The 15,434-nt window shown below is 64.6% G+C and carries 14 protein-coding genes and 1 riboswitch; of the genes, 6 read left to right on the top strand and 8 right to left on the bottom strand.

Annotation, left to right across the window (positions count from 1 at the left end):
• The 3 genes from FVD38_RS01395 to FVD38_RS01385 form a co-directional block, all read right to left on the bottom strand.
• Positions 1-973 (bottom strand): IS481 family transposase (locus tag FVD38_RS01395; RefSeq protein WP_147933189.1); only part of this gene is annotated, 973 nt, incomplete at its 3' end.
• 23 nt (positions 974-996) lie between these two features.
• Entirely contained in the window at positions 997-1,281 is a 285-nt protein-coding gene (locus FVD38_RS01390) for a hypothetical protein (RefSeq protein ID WP_147933188.1), read from the bottom strand.
• Positions 1,278-1,988 (bottom strand): hypothetical protein, encoded by a 711-nt coding sequence (locus FVD38_RS01385; RefSeq protein WP_147933187.1) that lies wholly within the window; start codon positions 1,986-1,988, stop codon positions 1,278-1,280. Before FVD38_RS01385 ends, FVD38_RS01390 begins: the two co-directional genes overlap by 4 nt.
• A 139-nt stretch (positions 1,989-2,127) precedes the next feature.
• On the opposite strand from FVD38_RS01385, the gene FVD38_RS01380 reads away from it, so the two are divergent.
• Positions 2,128-4,623, top strand: a complete 2,496-nt coding sequence (locus FVD38_RS01380) for a TonB-dependent receptor plug domain-containing protein (RefSeq protein ID WP_147933186.1) — start codon at positions 2,128-2,130, stop codon at positions 4,621-4,623.
• Positions 4,624-4,625: 2 nt separating this feature from the next.
• Here FVD38_RS01380 and FVD38_RS01375 read toward each other — a convergent pair whose 3' ends face one another.
• On the bottom strand, positions 4,626-5,522 hold the full coding sequence (locus FVD38_RS01375) for a LysR family transcriptional regulator (protein WP_147933185.1): 897 nt from the start codon (positions 5,520-5,522) through the stop codon (positions 4,626-4,628).
• A gap of 121 nt (positions 5,523-5,643) precedes the next feature.
• On the opposite strand from FVD38_RS01375, the gene FVD38_RS01370 reads away from it, so the two are divergent.
• Both FVD38_RS01370 and dkgB read left to right on the top strand, forming a co-directional pair.
• Positions 5,644-6,849 (top strand): MFS transporter, encoded by a 1,206-nt coding sequence (locus tag FVD38_RS01370; RefSeq protein WP_147933184.1) that lies wholly within the window; start codon positions 5,644-5,646, stop codon positions 6,847-6,849.
• A 20-nt stretch (positions 6,850-6,869) separates the two neighbouring features.
• Positions 6,870-7,670, top strand: coding sequence for a 2,5-didehydrogluconate reductase DkgB (gene dkgB / locus FVD38_RS01365; RefSeq protein ID WP_147933183.1), 801 nt, complete (start codon positions 6,870-6,872; stop codon positions 7,668-7,670).
• Here the strand turns inward: dkgB and FVD38_RS01360 are convergent, their stop codons facing one another.
• The gene (locus FVD38_RS01360) at positions 7,671-8,378 is read right to left on the bottom strand and encodes a glutathione S-transferase (protein WP_147933182.1); all 708 of its coding nucleotides are present in this window, start codon (positions 8,376-8,378) and stop codon (positions 7,671-7,673) included. It lies immediately after the preceding gene.
• 293 nt (positions 8,379-8,671) lie between these two features.
• On the opposite strand from FVD38_RS01360, the gene FVD38_RS01355 reads away from it, so the two are divergent.
• Positions 8,672-9,565 carry a DUF535 family protein gene (locus tag FVD38_RS01355; RefSeq protein WP_147933181.1) on the top strand — a complete coding sequence of 298 codons (894 nt, stop codon included), beginning with the start codon at positions 8,672-8,674 and terminating at the stop codon, positions 9,563-9,565.
• Positions 9,566-9,625: 60 nt separating this feature from the next.
• A riboswitch (TPP riboswitch) is annotated at positions 9,626-9,723 on the top strand.
• Positions 9,724-9,804: 81 nt separating this feature from the next.
• Positions 9,805-11,931 carry a TonB-dependent siderophore receptor gene (locus FVD38_RS01350; RefSeq protein ID WP_147933180.1) on the top strand — a complete coding sequence of 709 codons (2,127 nt, stop codon included), beginning with the start codon at positions 9,805-9,807 and terminating at the stop codon, positions 11,929-11,931.
• Between the two features lie 41 nt (positions 11,932-11,972).
• Here the strand turns inward: FVD38_RS01350 and FVD38_RS01345 are convergent, their stop codons facing one another.
• The gene (locus FVD38_RS01345) at positions 11,973-12,941 is read right to left on the bottom strand and encodes an HDOD domain-containing protein (RefSeq protein ID WP_147933179.1); all 969 of its coding nucleotides are present in this window, start codon (positions 12,939-12,941) and stop codon (positions 11,973-11,975) included.
• Positions 12,942-13,172: 231 nt separating this feature from the next.
• Here FVD38_RS01345 and FVD38_RS01340 point away from each other — a divergent pair, with 231 nt between their 5' ends.
• Positions 13,173-14,312: a hemin-degrading factor gene (locus FVD38_RS01340; RefSeq protein ID WP_147933178.1), complete on the top strand. Its 1,140-nt coding sequence runs from the start codon at positions 13,173-13,175 to the stop codon at positions 14,310-14,312.
• 3 nt (positions 14,313-14,315) lie between these two features.
• On the opposite strand, the gene FVD38_RS01335 is transcribed toward FVD38_RS01340, so the two are convergent.
• Entirely contained in the window at positions 14,316-14,834 is a 519-nt protein-coding gene (locus FVD38_RS01335) for an AAA family ATPase (protein WP_147933177.1), read from the bottom strand.
• Entirely contained in the window at positions 14,831-15,424 is a 594-nt protein-coding gene (gene pnuC / locus FVD38_RS01330) for a nicotinamide riboside transporter PnuC (protein WP_147933176.1), read from the bottom strand. The genes FVD38_RS01335 and pnuC overlap by 4 nt, the downstream gene beginning before the upstream one ends.
• Positions 15,425-15,434 lie beyond the last annotated feature (10 nt).

Here is a 15,434-nt window from a genome sequence, read left to right as displayed (position 1 = left end):
TGTCGAGTCCCGTTTGATCATAAACGCGTTTAACGAATAACTCAGGTCGCTTCTGTTGCCATTCCTTGAGCGCGAGGACGGGCGTTTTGCTGCCGATGGCGCGTTGCGGAATGTGGTGGTTGTAAAGCTTCAGATAGTTCAGCAATGTGGCCTGCAGATCGGCCCTGCTATCGAAACGGGTTTGCCGTAGCAGCTCATTGATGCGTCCGTTGAAACGCTCAACCATACCGTTGGTTTGCGGATGGCGCGGCGGCGCCAGCCGATGCTCGGCAGGCAGGGCTGCGCATGCGACGTCGAAAGCATGCTTGCCGCTTGGTTTCTTGTCTTTGGTGGTGAAGCGATCAGTAAATTGCGAGCCGTTGTCAGTCAGGATCTTGCTGATTTTGATGGGGGAAGCCAGCTGAAGCCGACGCAGAAAATCGACGCTGCTCGCCTCGGTCATGTCGCCGTAGATATGCATGAAAACCCAGCGTGTGGCCCGGTCGATGGCGACGAACAGATAGCGGCGCGAGGTCTCGTCCGGCATTTGCGGCAGGTACTTGATGTCGATGTGGATGAACCCAGGCTCGTAGTCCTTGAAGGTCTTCTTCGGCGTGATCTTCTCGCCCTCGGCAGTCGCAATCAAGTCTGTCAGGCGAGACATGCCCTCACGCTTGAGCAGGCGTGCAATGCCCGTTCGCGAGACGGCCGGATTGATGTACTGTTTTGTGATGAACAGCAGGTCGTCGAGCGGCAGATAGAGCGACTGGCGTAGAGCAAGGACAATGGCTTCCTGAGCTTGGCTCAGAGTCGTGCGCAGCGTGTGGGCTCGGTGGGAACGATCCTGCACATCGTCACGACCGAGCCACTTCTGTGCCGTGGCTCGTGTGATGTTGAAGACCTTGGCGGCTTCTCTGGAAGACAGGCCAGAATCCTTGATCTCCTGGCGGATCTTTGGTGTGGTACGGGCCTGTGGATGAATGCTTGAACTCATGCTGTCAACTGCTCCGGGTGCGATTAAATACTGGGACTGCTGAACCCAACAATCAATTCGCCCAGCATAGCTTTTGCACGGAACAAAGGCCAGCTACGGCGAGGAACATGATCGCACGATACTGAACAACTACGCTCGCAATTGCCGAAGCGGCGAGCGGTCAATACTTGATGTCCGACGGTTATCTGCAGGTCACCCGTCGACCAACCACTGGTGCGGGGCAGCCGCTCGTAAGGCTCTTCGTCCTCGGTCCACCGAAAAGCGATCTCGAACAGGCTAGGCGAACCGAAGCGTTCAAACTCACTCATTCAATATTCTCCCCGATTGCCCATTTGAGATCTCCCAAATCCTTGCTCCAGTACTTCCTGATTTCCCGTCGCGTGACTTTTTTGCTGTTCACCCATTTTTCCACGATTTCATGCGGCACTGCCTCCCAGGGAATCGGGTAGCCGTGCCAGGTTCCATCATCGGTTGGCTTGGCCTCGAATGCAATGCCGTTGGCCGTGGCGTAGCGACGCTCCGCGCCGGCCAGCCCAACGGAAGCTTCGAACAATCGATGTGCCTCGGTGTCTGCCCAATCATGCTTGAACGGATCGCTGCGGTAGCCTTCACGCGACGTGACATGGGACCATTCCGGACATAACGTTCCCTTCCGTTCCGAAGTAGGCCGGTTCTTGTGTTTCTGAGACCCCCGGTAGGCTGACGCCTTGGGACTCGGCTTACTTGCAGGAGCACCGACCATTTTGATGATGGCGAAGGATGTTCGTTGTCGATATGGCGTCTGACCCACTGCAGATCCGCAGACGATATCGAGTTGGGAGAACGGCGATCCGGACCGCCATGTTTGGATCGGACCGATCGGCATTTTACCATTCGCGACGGCCTTCCCCGGCACCGCGCCGGGATAGATATGTGCATTTCGCTCGTGGCTTGAAATCCCCCAGCCGATCCCGGTCGAAGCTGCTGCCGCCGAAGTCGACCCGAACTGACGACCATGCTTACGCACACCTGACATTTCTGGAATTGTTGTAATTGCACATTAAATATTTACAACGAATTGACAGTGCAGATTGTGCTGCGCAGTATGGACCGGAGGCAACCGCCTCGCCCTTTCCCAGGACCACCGCCGTAGAACAAAAAAAGGAATCAGCACCATGCAGAAAGCCAGGACGGAAAAAACAGCACTAGCCCTCGCCATCGCCGCACTGTGCGCGGGCGTCGCCCATGCCCAGGAGGCCGCGCCCCAGGCCGAGACGGCCAGCAATGCCGCCACGGTCGTGGTCACCGGCACCCGCGTGGCCAACCGCACGGCGCTCGATACCGCGGCGCCGGTCGACATCATCTCGTCCGACACCCTCAAGAATGCCGGCAGCACCGAGATGAACCAGGCACTGTCGCTGGCCCTGCCCTCGCTGAACTTTCCGCGGCCTTCCATTACTGACGGCACCGACACCATCCGCCCCGCCACCCTGCGCGGCATGGCGCCCGACCAGACCCTGGTGCTGATCAATTCCAAGCGCCGCCATGCATCCTCGCTGGTCAACGTCAACGGCTCGATCGGTCGCGGTTCGGCGGCGGTCGACCTGAACACGATCCCGACCGCGATCGTGAAATCGGTCGAGGTGCTGCGCGACGGCGCGGCGGCGCAATACGGCTCGGACGCGATCTCGGGCGTGGTCAATATGCGCCTGCGCACCGACCGCGATGGCGGCGAAGCGAGCGTCACCTATGGCGCGCGCAAGACTGAGTATGATCTGTGGAACGACGCAGTCCCGGCAGGCGGCACGTGGAGCGGCCCGGACTCGCGCAAGCGCACCGACGGCCAGACCGCCACCGTCAGCCTGTGGAAGGGCCTGGCCCTGGGCGAATCGGGCTTCCTGACCGTGGCCGCCGAATACCGCGACCAGCACCGCACCGAGCGTAGCGGCTACGATATGCGCCAGCAGTACCCACGGGTCAACGGCGCATTCGACCCGCGCGAGAACACGATCAACCGTTTCAATGCCTGGACCGGTGAACCGGAAATCGAGCAGACCACCCTGTTCGCCAACGCCGGCAACAACCTGGGCGGCGGCGTCAAGGTATATGGCTGGGCGAGCTACCAGGACCGCGATGCGACTTCGGGCGGCTACTTCCGCCCACCGCAGGACGCGCGCAACATCCTGTCGATCTATCCGGATGGCTTCCTGCCGCTGATCTCCCCCACCGTCAAGGACTTCTCGATGACGGGCGGCGTGACCTGGCAAGCGGGCCAGTGGGACATGGACGCCTCGCTCGGCTACGGCAAGAACAAGATGGAATACACGATCGAGAACACCCTGAACCGCTCGCTGGGCGCCAGCAGCAAGACCGAGTTCTATGCCGGCGGTTATTCCTACGACCAGGCCGTGTTCAACCTCACCGGCGTGCGCAGCATCGAGCTGGCATCGCTGTCGTCGCCGCTCAATGTGGCAGTGGGCGTCGAGGCGCGCCGCGAAGGCTATGAGCTGTTCGCCGGCGAAGAACAGTCGTGGAGCTATGGCGGCGAGGTGCTGCCCAACGGGACGCCGGCCGCGCCGGGCGCCCAGGTGTTCCCGGGCTTCCGCCCTGCCAACGAAGTCGACGCCCACCGCAACGCGGTCGGCGCCTTCATCGACCTGGAAGCCAACGTCACGCCCGAGCTGCTGGCGTCGGCCGCGGTGCGCGCCGAAAAATATTCCGACTTCGGCAATAGCGTGGCCGGCAAGCTGGCGCTGCGCTACGACTTCAACAAGGCGTTCGCGCTACGCGGCGCGATCCAGAACGGCTTCCGCGCGCCGTCGCCGCAGCAGCAGCACTTCACCGCGACGTCCACCAACTTCATCAACGGTATCCCCTACGAGATCACGACCTTCAAGCCATCCGACCCGGTGGCCGTGGCCCTCGGCGCCAAGCCGCTCGACGCCGAGGAATCGGTGAACGCCTCGCTTGGCGCCGTGCTGCGCCTGGGCGACGTGAGCGTGACGATCGACGCCTACCGCATCGACATCGATGACCGCATCATCCTGTCCGAAAATCTCACACAAACCAATGTGCGCAACTACATCGCCAGCCAGGGCTTCATCGGCGTGGGCGGCGGGCGCTTCTTCATCAATGGCGTGGACACCACGACCAAGGGCGTGGACGTGGTGATCAACTGGGCGCACAACGCCGGCGCGGCGGGCCGTTTCGACTTTACGCTGGCCGGCAACTACACCGACACCGAGGTGACCAAGGTGCCCGTGACCGAGCAGCTGTCGAACCTGAGTCCATCGCCCATCCTGTTCGATCGCGTCAACGTGCTCTCGCTCGAGAAGGGCCAGCCGAAGAACAAGATCAGCGCCAACGTCAACTGGAAGCTGGGCCAGTGGGGCGCGACCCTGCGCGCCACCCGCTATGGCGAGGTGCTGTCGCCGGGCACCACGGCGGCCTTCGACTTCGAGCTGGGCGCCAAGACCGTGGTCGACCTGGAAGGACGCTTCGCCGTCACGCCGAAGCTGACCCTGGCCCTGGGCGCGGACAACGTCTTCGACCAGTACCCGGAAACGCTGCCGCCGGCGATCAATACCACCAGCAATATGCCGTTCTCGACCTATGCGCCGTTCGGTCGCTCGGGACGGTATATCTACGGGCGCGCGACCTACGCCTTCTGACCTTACCGTTCCAGCACCTCGCCTAATCTACGGGCGAGGTAATCCACCAGCGCCGCCACCCGCGGCGCCAGCGCGCCCTGCTTGTAGAACACGGCCCATACGGGCTGGGTCCACGGCAGGGTGTGCTCCTCCAGCACCGGCACCAAGCGCCCCGCCTCGATGTCGGCGCGCACCAGGAATTCCCCCATCGACCCGATGCCCGCCCCGTGCAAGGCGAGGTGGCGCACCGTCTCGCCGCTCGAGGCCAGCACCTGCGGCGTGACGGTCCAGCCCTCGCCGCCGGCGTGCAGCAGCGGCCAGGTATTGAGCGAGGCCGGCGCCGTGAAGCCCACGGTGCGGTGCAGCGCCAGCTCGGCCGGCTCGCGCGGCACGCCGTACTTGTCGATATAGCCGGGCGCCGCCACCACCCTTAGCTTGCCGGTACCCAGGCGCCGCGCATTGAGCGTCGAATCGGGCAGCGCGCCGATGCGGATTGCCAGGTCGGCCCGCTCTTCGATCAGGTCGACGTAGGTCTCGCCGCTGGTCAGTTCCAGCTGGACCAGCGGATATGCTTCCAGGAAGTCGGGCAACAACGGGGCCAGCAGATGGTCGAAAGCCGGTGTCGACGCATTCACCCGCACCAGGCCCGATGGCTGTGAACGGCGCGCCTGCGCCTCGGCCTCGGTATTGGCCAGGTCGCGCAGGATGGCGCGGGCGCGCTCGAGCAGCCAGGCGCCTTCCTCGGTCAGCTGCAGGCGCCGCGTCGTGCGGCGCATCAGCGTCATCCCGAGACTATCCTCCAGCCGCGAAATGGTGCGCGAGACCCCGGACGGCGTCTGCCCCAGGCGCTCGGCGGCGGCCGAGAACGAGCCAGAATCTATGACGACAACAAATACAATCAGGCCATCCACATCGATCATTGTTGACTCCAACTCAAAAGTCCATTGTACGGCGACCTATTTTTCCTTGCACGACGGCACGGCACACTGCATGCCTGGCTCAACCCTGCCATGTAAATACAGTGATAACAAGGAGAATCGCATGCCACTCGCACTCTGGGCGCTCACATTGAGCGCCTTCGCCATCGGGACGACCGAATTCGTGATCGTCGGCCTGATCCCCACCATCGCCGCCAGCCTGGGGGTCTCAGTGCCCTCGGCCGGCCTGCTGGTCAGCCTGTACGCGCTGGGCGTGGCCATCGGCGCGCCGGTGCTCACGGCCCTCACCGGCAAGGTACCGCGCAAGCACCTGCTGCTCGGTCTCATGGTCCTGTTCACCCTCGGTAACCTGGTGGCCTGGATGGCGCCGAACTACGAAGCGCTGATGGCCGCGCGCGTGCTCACGGGCCTCGCGCACGGCGTGTTCTTCTCGATCGGTTCGACCATCGCCACCAGCCTGGTGCCGAAGGAAAAAGCCGCCAGCGCCATCGCGCTGATGTTCACCGGTCTCACCGTGGCGCTGGTCACCGGCGTGCCGCTCGGGACCTTCATCGGCCAGCACTTCGGCTGGCAGGCCACCTTCCTGGCCGTGTCGCTGCTGGGCGTGATCGCCGTGATCGGCAGCGCCATCCTGGTGCCGTCGGATATCGCGGGCAGCAAACCATCGAGCCTCCTGACCCAGCTCGCGGTGCTCAAGAAGCCGCGCCTGTTGCTGGTGTATGCCATGACCACGCTCGGCTACGGCGGCACCTTCATCGCTTTCACCTATCTGGCGCCGATCTTGCAGGAAGTGTCGGGCTTCGCGGCATCGACCGTCAGCCTGGTGATGCTGGTGTACGGCGTCTCGGTCGCGGCCGGGAATATCTGGGGCGGCAAGCTGGCCGACCGCCATGGGCCGGTGCCCGCGCTGCAGATCGTGTTCGCCCTGCTGGCCGTGGTGCTGCTGGTATTGACCTTCACCGCGCCAAGCAAAACACTCGTCCTGATCACGGTCCTGGCCTGGGGCGCGGTCGCCTTCGGCAACGTGCCTGGCCTGCAAGTCTATGTGGTGCAGCGCGCCGAACGCGATACGCCGCAGGCGGTGGACGTCGCCTCGGGCCTGAACATCGCCGCCTTCAACGTCGGCATCGCGCTGGGCGCCTGGGGCGGCGGCTTGATCGTCGCCCACCTCGGCCTGATGGCCACGCCCTGGATCGGCGCCCTGGTCGTCGTCGGCGCCCTGCTGCTCACCACCCTGGCCGGCTGGCTCGACCGGCGCGACGGTGTGCCGGCCAAGGCGGCCGTGCGCAGCGCCGTCGCCACTCACTAACTCAACGAAAGGGACACACCATGAAGATGCCACAACTCGGTCTGGGGACCTTCCGCCTGCAAGGACAAGCCGCGATCGACTCGGTCGCCAACGGCCTGGAACTGGGCTACCGCCACATCGACACCGCCCAGATCTATGGCAATGAAACAGAGGTCGGCCAGGCGCTGGCCGGGTCGGGCGTGGCGCGCGGCGAGGTCTACCTGACCACCAAGATCTGGACCGAACACCTGGCCGCGGACAAGCTGGCCGCCAGCCTGAAGGACAGCCTGCGCAAGCTGCACGTCGAGCAGGTCGACCTGACCCTGATCCACTGGCCCTCGCCCGGCGCCGCCGTCCCGGTGGCCGAATCGATGCAGGCTTTGCTGGCGGCACGCGACGCCGGTTTGACAGGCGCGATCGGTATCTCGAACTTCCCGGTGGCCCTGATGCGCGAGGCGATAGCCGCCGTCGGCGCGGACAATATCGCCACCAACCAGATCGAGCTGCATCCCTATCTGCAGAACCGCAGCGTGGCGGACTTCGCGCGCGCAGCCGGCATCCACGTCACCGCTTATATGCCGCTGGCCTATGGCAAGGTGATGAGCGATCCGACGATCGGGGAGATCGCACGCCGATACCAGGCCACGCCGGCCCAGGTGACGCTGGCGTGGCTGCTGGCCAAGGGCTATGCCGTGATCCCGTCGTCGACCAAACGCGAGAACCTGGCCGGCAACCTGCGGGCGCTCGGACTCGTGCTGGACCGGGACGACAGCGCCGCCATCGATGCGCTCGACAATGGCGGGCGTTTGGTCAGCCCGGATTTCGCCCCGGCCTGGGATTGATTACTGATCGAGTTCGGGATAGCGACGGAAGATGCCTTCCTCGTTGAACGGGATGCGCCGGTCGGACGCGAGGTAGGCGGCGATGTTCGGCCGCGCGGCCACGCGGTCGCGCAGGCCGGTGAGCTCCGGATGCTCCTGCTCGATCTTCTTCATCGCATTCGGGAAGGCATAGCGCAGGCCTTCGATGACCTGGAACAGCGACAGGTCGGCATAGGTGACCTTGTCGCCGGTGAGATAGTCGCGCGACTCGGGATTGGACAGCAGCCGTGCAAAATAAGCCATGAACTTGGGGATGCGCGACTCGACGAAGTCGGCCGAGCGGCGCAGCGCCTCGGGTTTCTGGTCTTCGTAGTACAGCGCGGAGGCGATCGGATGATGGGTGTCGTGGGCCTCGGTCACCAGGTCGGCGATGGTCAGCTGCAACTGGTGCACCCACAGGCGGCCCGGGTCGGTGCGCGGCGCCAGACCGTGCTGCTCGCCCAGGTAGAGCAGGATGTTGGCCACCTGGCCGATGACCAGCTCGCCGGACTTCAGGAAAGGCGGCGCGAAGGCCGGATACTCCTCGACGTCGAGCGCCGCCATCAACAGGTCGACGCCACCCTCGCGGCGCGCTACGTCGACATAATCGGCGCCCGCTTCTTCCAGCGCCAGGCGGACGAATTCGCCGCGGCCCTGGATGCTTGGCCAATAAAACAGTTCATACGCCATCTTGCTTCCTCCATTGCTGGTTGATTCCGGCGCATTATCGATGATGAATGAAGAAGCGTGGCGCGCCGCAAACATGGTAGTCTTGTCGTGCATGTCTAAAAACAACCATAAGTCAACACGTCCAGAGAGAGTCCCATGACAGATCACGCCCGCCTTGGTTCCCAAGCACTGTTTGCACTTCGTCCGGGCACAAGCTAGCAATTCGGCACATAATTGCAGAACGGAATTATTTCTTGTCATTGTGGGGCCTCGCCCGGCAAGACAAAGACCTTCTACGCCGAATGGAGCGCTCGATGATCTTCGCTCGTCTCACCCAACGCTGGCATGCGCTGCGCTACTGGCGCGAGCACCAGTCCCTGTCCCGTCTCAAGCTGGTGCGCCGCCTCGAAAACGCGCCCGACGACGACCTGTTCCGCCATGTCAGCGGCCGCGACTACCTGGCCCGCGGCATGAAGGTGCGCGAGCGCATGCGCTGCGTGCTGGCCCACTACCGCTTCGAAGAGACGACCTTCAACAACGCCTACCGGCAGGCCGCGCACCACGGCGGCCTGGTGCTGTGGCAGCATGAAGACGACAGTGGCAGTTTCATCATGCGGCTCGAGCACGCTCCCCGCATCGACCCGGAAGGCGAGCTGACGCTGTCTCTGGTCGTCGACGGCACGGTGCTGCACCGCCTGTCCTGGACCTGGGTCGAGGGCCCGGTGGTGGGCGTCGACCTGCCGATCGTTCCTTTCGTCACCCGCAACGCCGGCCTGTGGCGCGATGCCGGCGGCGCCTTCGAGGCCTTCGAGCGCGTCTTCCCCAACAATTCGCCAAGCTTCTTCTGCTTCGCCGCCCTGCAGGGCGCGGCCCAGGCGCTGGGCTTCGACCGGGTGGTCGCGGTGCGCGGCAGCGCGCACGTGGCCTATGAAGCTGCGCAAGACAAGGCCTTCGAGAATGCCTACGACGGCTTCTGGCGCATCCTGGGCGGTGCCGAGCTGGACGCGCGCAGCTTCCTGGTGCCGCTGCCGTTCTACCTCAAGCCCTTGCAAGACATGCCATCGAAGCACCGCAAGCGCGCGGCGCAGCGGCGCGAACACTGGCGCGCCATCGGCGACGCGGCGCGCGCGGTGCTGCTGCGCCATATGGTGACGCCGGCCGCCACCCAGCCAACGGTGGCCGAGGCGCCGTCGACCGCGAAAGCCTGAGCGGCGCCGATCAAACCGGCTTGACAGATTCACCACGGCCGCCCGGGCCGTGATACACTCGCGACTCGCTAGGGGTCCTGGAACGTTGTTCCGGGTGAGAGATACCCTTCGTACCTGATCTGGATAATGCCAGCGAAGGAAAGCGCAACGCAGCACCCCCATTCGTTTGCCCTTCCCCCACGTTGGCTCCGGCTTTGATAAAAGCAGCGCGCCGCGTAGCGCGCGAAAACGAGCAAACCATGACATTCACCTCGAAGCACACCGTCCTCGCCTGCGCCATCGTGCAGGCGTTCTCCATGTCGTCCCAGGCTTTCGCACAGGAGACGCCGTCCGTCGTCGTCACCGGCAGCAAGTGGATCGTCCTCGACCGCGCCAGCGTCGGCGGCTTCGCCGACGTGCCGCTGCTCGAGTCCCCGGCCTCGATCACCTCGATCAGCCAGAGCCAGATGCAAGACCTGTCGATCCGCAGCGCCACCGACGCCGCGCGCTACGACGCCTCGATCGGCGACGCCTACAATGCGATCGGCTACGCCGAGCAGTTCTCGATCCGCGGCTTCGCGCTCGACAACGCCACCAGCTACCGCAAGGACATGATCGCGATCTCGGGCGACACGCAAATCCCGATCGAGAACAAGGAACGCATCGAGGTCTTGCGCGGCCTGGCCGGCCTGCAGGCCGGCGTCGCAGCGCCGGGCGGGATGATCAACTTCGTCACCAAGCGGCCGACCAACACGCCGCTGCGCCAGGCGACGGTGGAGGTGCGCGAGCGCGGCACCGTGTACGGCGCGGTCGACCTGGGCGGCCGTTTCGAAGACCGCCGCTTCGGCTATCGCATCAATGCCGCGGCCGAGGACCTGAAATCGTACGTGCGCGGCGCCGACGGCGAGCGCCAGTTCGTATCGGCCGCCTTCGACTGGCAGATCACGCCGGACGCGCTGTTCCAGATCGACCTCGACCACCAGCACAAGTCGCAGGTCACGGCGCCGGGCTACCAGCTGATCCGCAATGAAGCGCTGCCGACCGGGATCTCGGCCAAGACCCTGCTCAACGACCAGCCGTGGACCAAGCCGGTCGATACCGACAGCAGCAATCTGGGCCTGCGTTTCGAATACCGCATCAACGACGCGTGGAACGCCACCGTCAGCGCCAACAAGCACTGGTTCAAGCGCGATGACTTTACCGCCTTCCCTTACGGCTGCAGCAACGAGGGCGACGGCTACTATCCGGGCTACTGCTCCAACGGCGACTACGACGTGTACGACTTCCAGAGCACGGGCGAGCGCAAGACGCCATGGGGCCTGCAGGCGATGCTGCAGGGCCGCTTCGACACCGGCGCGGTGCGTCACTCGTTGACCATCGGCGGCTCGTATGCCGAGCGCCACGACAGCTTCGGCGAGTACGTCTACGACTACGTCGGCTCCAGCAATATCTGGAACCCGACCGTCGTGCCGCCGGTCTCCAGCGACCGCGTGACCGGCCCTGTGATGGAACGCCGCAGTACCGAAGAACGCTCGCTGTTCGTGCAGGACGTGATGACCCTGTCGCCCCAATTCACCTTGCACGCCGGCGTACGCTACGTGAAGCTCAAGCTCGACGCGCTGGAAGAAATCGAGGGCGGCTGGGTGCACACCAAGGATTCGTTCGCGCTGCCGAACGTGGCGCTGGTGTATGCGCCGGCGCGCGACTGGCGCGTGTATGGCTCGATCAGCCACGGTCTGCAGTACGGTGGCATCGCGCCGATGGAAACCAGCAACCAGAACACCGCCCTGCCGCCGAGCCGCTCGAAGCAGCTGGAGTTCGGCGTCAAGCGCAACGTCAACGAGCAGCTGGCGCTGTCGGGCGCGCTGTTCGAGATCCGCCAGGGCCTGGAATACACGAACGCCGTCAACACCTTCGTGCGCGCCGGCGAGCAGACCCACCGTGGAATCGAGCTGTCGGCGATGGGCCGCGCCACGCCTGACCTGAACTACAGCCTGTCGCTGATGGCGCTCGATACCGACCAGAAGGACACCGGCGACGCGTCGACCGAAGGCAAGCGCGTGACCAATGTGCCGGAACTGCGCACCACCGCCTGGGTCGAGTACGCGGTGCCGCAAGTGGCGGGCCTGAAGCTCGACGCGCAGTGGCAGTACTCGGGCAACAAGGTGTTCGATCCGGCCAATCGGGTGAAGGTGCCGGGCTATCACGTGGCGGGGTTCGGCGCATCCTATCTGCTGCGCGCGGGTGGGATGAACACGATCATCCGCGCGCGGGTGGACAATGCCTTCGACAAGTTCTACTGGCGCGACGTGACGCAGTCGCTGGGTGGGTATTTGCTGCCGGGGGCGCCGCGCACGTTCAAGTTGTCGGCGCAGATCGACTTCTAAGCCTGCACCGCTTCACCTGCCACGCGCGCCGTGGCAGGGCATCAATCCGACAAATCCACCAGCTTGCCCAGGCAGCGCCGCTGGAAACCATTGAGCCCGCGGGTAATGAGCTCATCATCCTCTTCGATCACCTCGGCATCGAGCAGCAGGCGCAGCTTGGCAATGCGGTCGCCCTGGGACAGCGCCTGCGCCAGGTGCGACCCGTCCGCTTCGCCGGCCTGCTCGATCGCCTCCACCACCTCGGGCGGGAAGTCCCAGTGGTTGGCGATCACCGACGACAGCTGGCGGCTGGCCGCGAACAGCGCGATGCCGAATTCGCTGGAACCGGGCACCCTGCCTTCGCAGACGCGGTCGGCCACCTGGAATGCGACCTGCAGTCCCAGGTTCTGCATCAGGCCGGCCAGGTAGGATTCGAACACGCCGGCCGACAGGCCCGGCGCCATCACGCTGGCGGCAAACGCGCAGCGCTCGGAATGCTTCCATACATTGGGCGCCACCTGGCGCGCCACGCCCTGGACCTTGACCCGCACCAGCGGCCGGAACGCGATGCGCGCCAGCAGCATGCGCAAGCCGTTCAGGCCGAGCATCGTCACCGCGCCTTCCAGGGTTTCGATCGGGGTCACCGGCCGGTAATAGGCGCTATTGGCTTCGCGGATCACTTCGGCCACCAGCACCAGGTCGCGACCGACCTGGGCCGACAGCGCGCCGGTCGAGATGTTTTCGTCGGATAGCGCGGTGAGCAGTTGCGACACCAGCTCCGGGATGCGTGGCACCAGGCCGGACGCGCAGACCGGATCGGCCGCCAGCGAACGCACTTCGGCCAGGATCTGCGCTTCCTGCTCGGGCTGGGCGTTGAAGCCGCTGGACGCGGTAAGCCAGCGATAGAAAGTGGCATGGACGTCGTTCGCCATGTCCTCGTCGTGTTCGATCGTCGCCGTCGTGCCGACGCTGGCCGCGGCTTCTGTCTCTTTATCTGAACCGCCCAAAAAGCGTCCTATCCAGTTTTTCATAGCGTCCCGCCGTACGTTCGAAATCCGATGATTGTAATGCCTTCTAGAAACAAATGGTCATCAGGCTGTAAAGATTTATTGTTTGTAACGACATCCAACACCGATTCGCATCAGCGCCCTGTGCGCCCGGTCAAGAAATCCCTGTCAAAAAGTCGGACGAGCATGTTGCAAATGATAATGATTATCATTTAGTGTGCCTGATCGCATTCGCAAAACAAGGAACACACATCCATGAAACTCACCCGTCACCTCCTGGCCGCCGCCATCGCCCTGGCCCTGTTCCCCGCGCAGGCCGCCCCGCAACTGGCGCAGCAGTGGGCCGAACTGAAGGCCAAGGAGCCGCGCCTGCAGACACGCGACGCCGCGCGCCAGCTGAAGGTGTCCGAAGCCGAGCTGCTTGCCACCGGCATTGGCAGCACCGTGGTGCGCCTGAAGGAAACCGATCATGCGCCGCGCGAGATCATGCGCCGCGCCCTCGACCTGGGCAAGGTGATGGCGCTCACCCGCAATGAGAACGGCGTGATCGAGACCACCGGCACCGCCATGCGTATTCCGAAGCAGGCCGAGAAAGGCAGCGCCGACGAGGCCGAACGCGAAGCGCGCAACCTGAACATCGCCGGCGGCTATCTGGGCGGTCCGATCGACTTGCGCTTCCAGTTCACCAAGTGGAAATACGCCTTCGCCGTGACCCAGCCCGGCCGCGACGGCAAATTCAATCGCAGCCTGCAGTTCTTCGACGCCAGCGGCAACGCCGTGCATAAGCTCTACCTGCGCGACGATGCCAACATCCCGGTCTTCGACAAGCTGGTGGCCGACTTCCGCCATCCGAGCCAGAACGCGCAGCTGGATGTGGTGGCCGCCGCACCGAAGCCTGCCCAAAAGCCCGACAGCGCGGTCGACGTCAAGGAATTCCAGACCGCCTGGCAAGAGATGACCGACGTCCACCAGTTCAACCGCATCGTGTCGGAATTCGGCCTGACGCGTGAACAGGCCCTGCGCCTGGCCCCTGGCGGCGTGGTGCAGAAAGTCGCGCCGCAAGCGGTGCGCAAGCTGCTCGAGGACGCGGCGAAGGACGGGGTCGCGATCATGGCCTTCCTCGGCAACGGGGCGCTGACCCAGATCTACAGCGGCAAGGTGAACAAGGTGACGGCGGCCGATGGCTGGTTCAATGTACTCGATCCGGACTTCAACCTGCACCTGCGCGACAGCGCACTGCGCAGCGGCTATGTGGTGCGCCGCGCCGGCGTTACCTCGGTCGAGTTCTTCGACGACCAGGGCGAGCCGGTGGTGACCTTCTTCGGCGTGCGCGAGCGCGGCAAGCCGCAACCGCAGTCGTGGACCGACCTGGCGGCAGGACTGCCGAAGGCTTAGTTTTCAGCGCTGGCCGAGCAGCCCCTGGACCTGCCGCATCCGGTGCGGCAGGTCGCCGGCCAGCAAGGTGTAGGCGATGCCGCGCGCGGCCAGCGTCTCCACCAGCATCCGGTGCACCATCTGGCGCATCTCTTCCGATTCGCGCTGCAGGCCGTCCGGCTCCCACGGGGTGTCGGGCGCGGTGACGAAGGTCCAGGCGTAGTCGTGGCGCGCATCGAGCCGCGCCAGCTGCGCATCCACCCTGCCCCAGTACACGCGGCTGTACAGCGCCGTCATCAGGGGCGTGGTGTCGCAAAACAGGAAGCTGGCGGCTTTCGCCGCCGCGTCATCCTCCCGTGCGCGCTGGGTCAGCGCGATGCCGTACTGGTCTTCCTCGTGCGGCACCCTTCCCAGCGTATCGACGAACTCGCGCAGGTATTCGGGCACCCACACGGTGCCGTAATGGCGCGCCAGCGCTTCGGACAAGGTCGACTTGCCGGACGACTCGGCGCCGAGGATGGCGATTCTTTGCACGCCGCTCATGCTGCCTTGCGCGCCGCTGCCTGCCAGGTGCGCAGGCCGGCGATCGCCAGCAGCACGAATATGCCGTACAGCACGGCGGTCAGCACCAGCCCCTTGTACAGGTAGAGGCCGACGTACAGGATGTCGACCGCGATCCACACATGCCAGTTCTCGACCTTCTTCTTCGCCAGCAGCAGCTGGCCGACCAGGCTGCCGGCGGTCAGGAAGCCGTCCGCGTGCGGCACGTCGGTGTCGGTGAAGTTGTCGAGGAAGGTCGACAGCAGCACGAAGCCTGCCAGCCAGGCAGCCAGCGACCAGGCACGCCCGCTGGGCTTGAGGAAGCTGGGCACCAGCGGCGCATTGCCGCTGCCGTGCAGCCACTGGTACCAGCCCCAGACCGAGGCCGCGATGAACACGAACTGCAGCCCCATGTCGCCGTACAGGCGCGCATCGTAGAACACCACCGCGTAGGTCGCGGACGAGGCGATCGAGAACAGCCAGGCCCAGTGCTTCTGGCGGATGTTGAGCACCACGGTGGTAACGGCCAGCAGGAAGGAGATCAGTTCCAGCGGCGAGGTCGTGAGGCCGGCGAGGATAAGGGGTTCGTTCATTCGGTCGACA

Source organism: Massilia arenae (assembly GCF_008014745.1).
In the GTDB taxonomy this organism is placed as follows: Bacteria; Pseudomonadota; Gammaproteobacteria; order Burkholderiales; family Burkholderiaceae_D; genus Telluria; species Telluria arenae.
The sequence above is the reverse complement of the archived record's forward strand: the minus strand, read 5'-3'. Positions and strand labels throughout refer to the sequence as shown.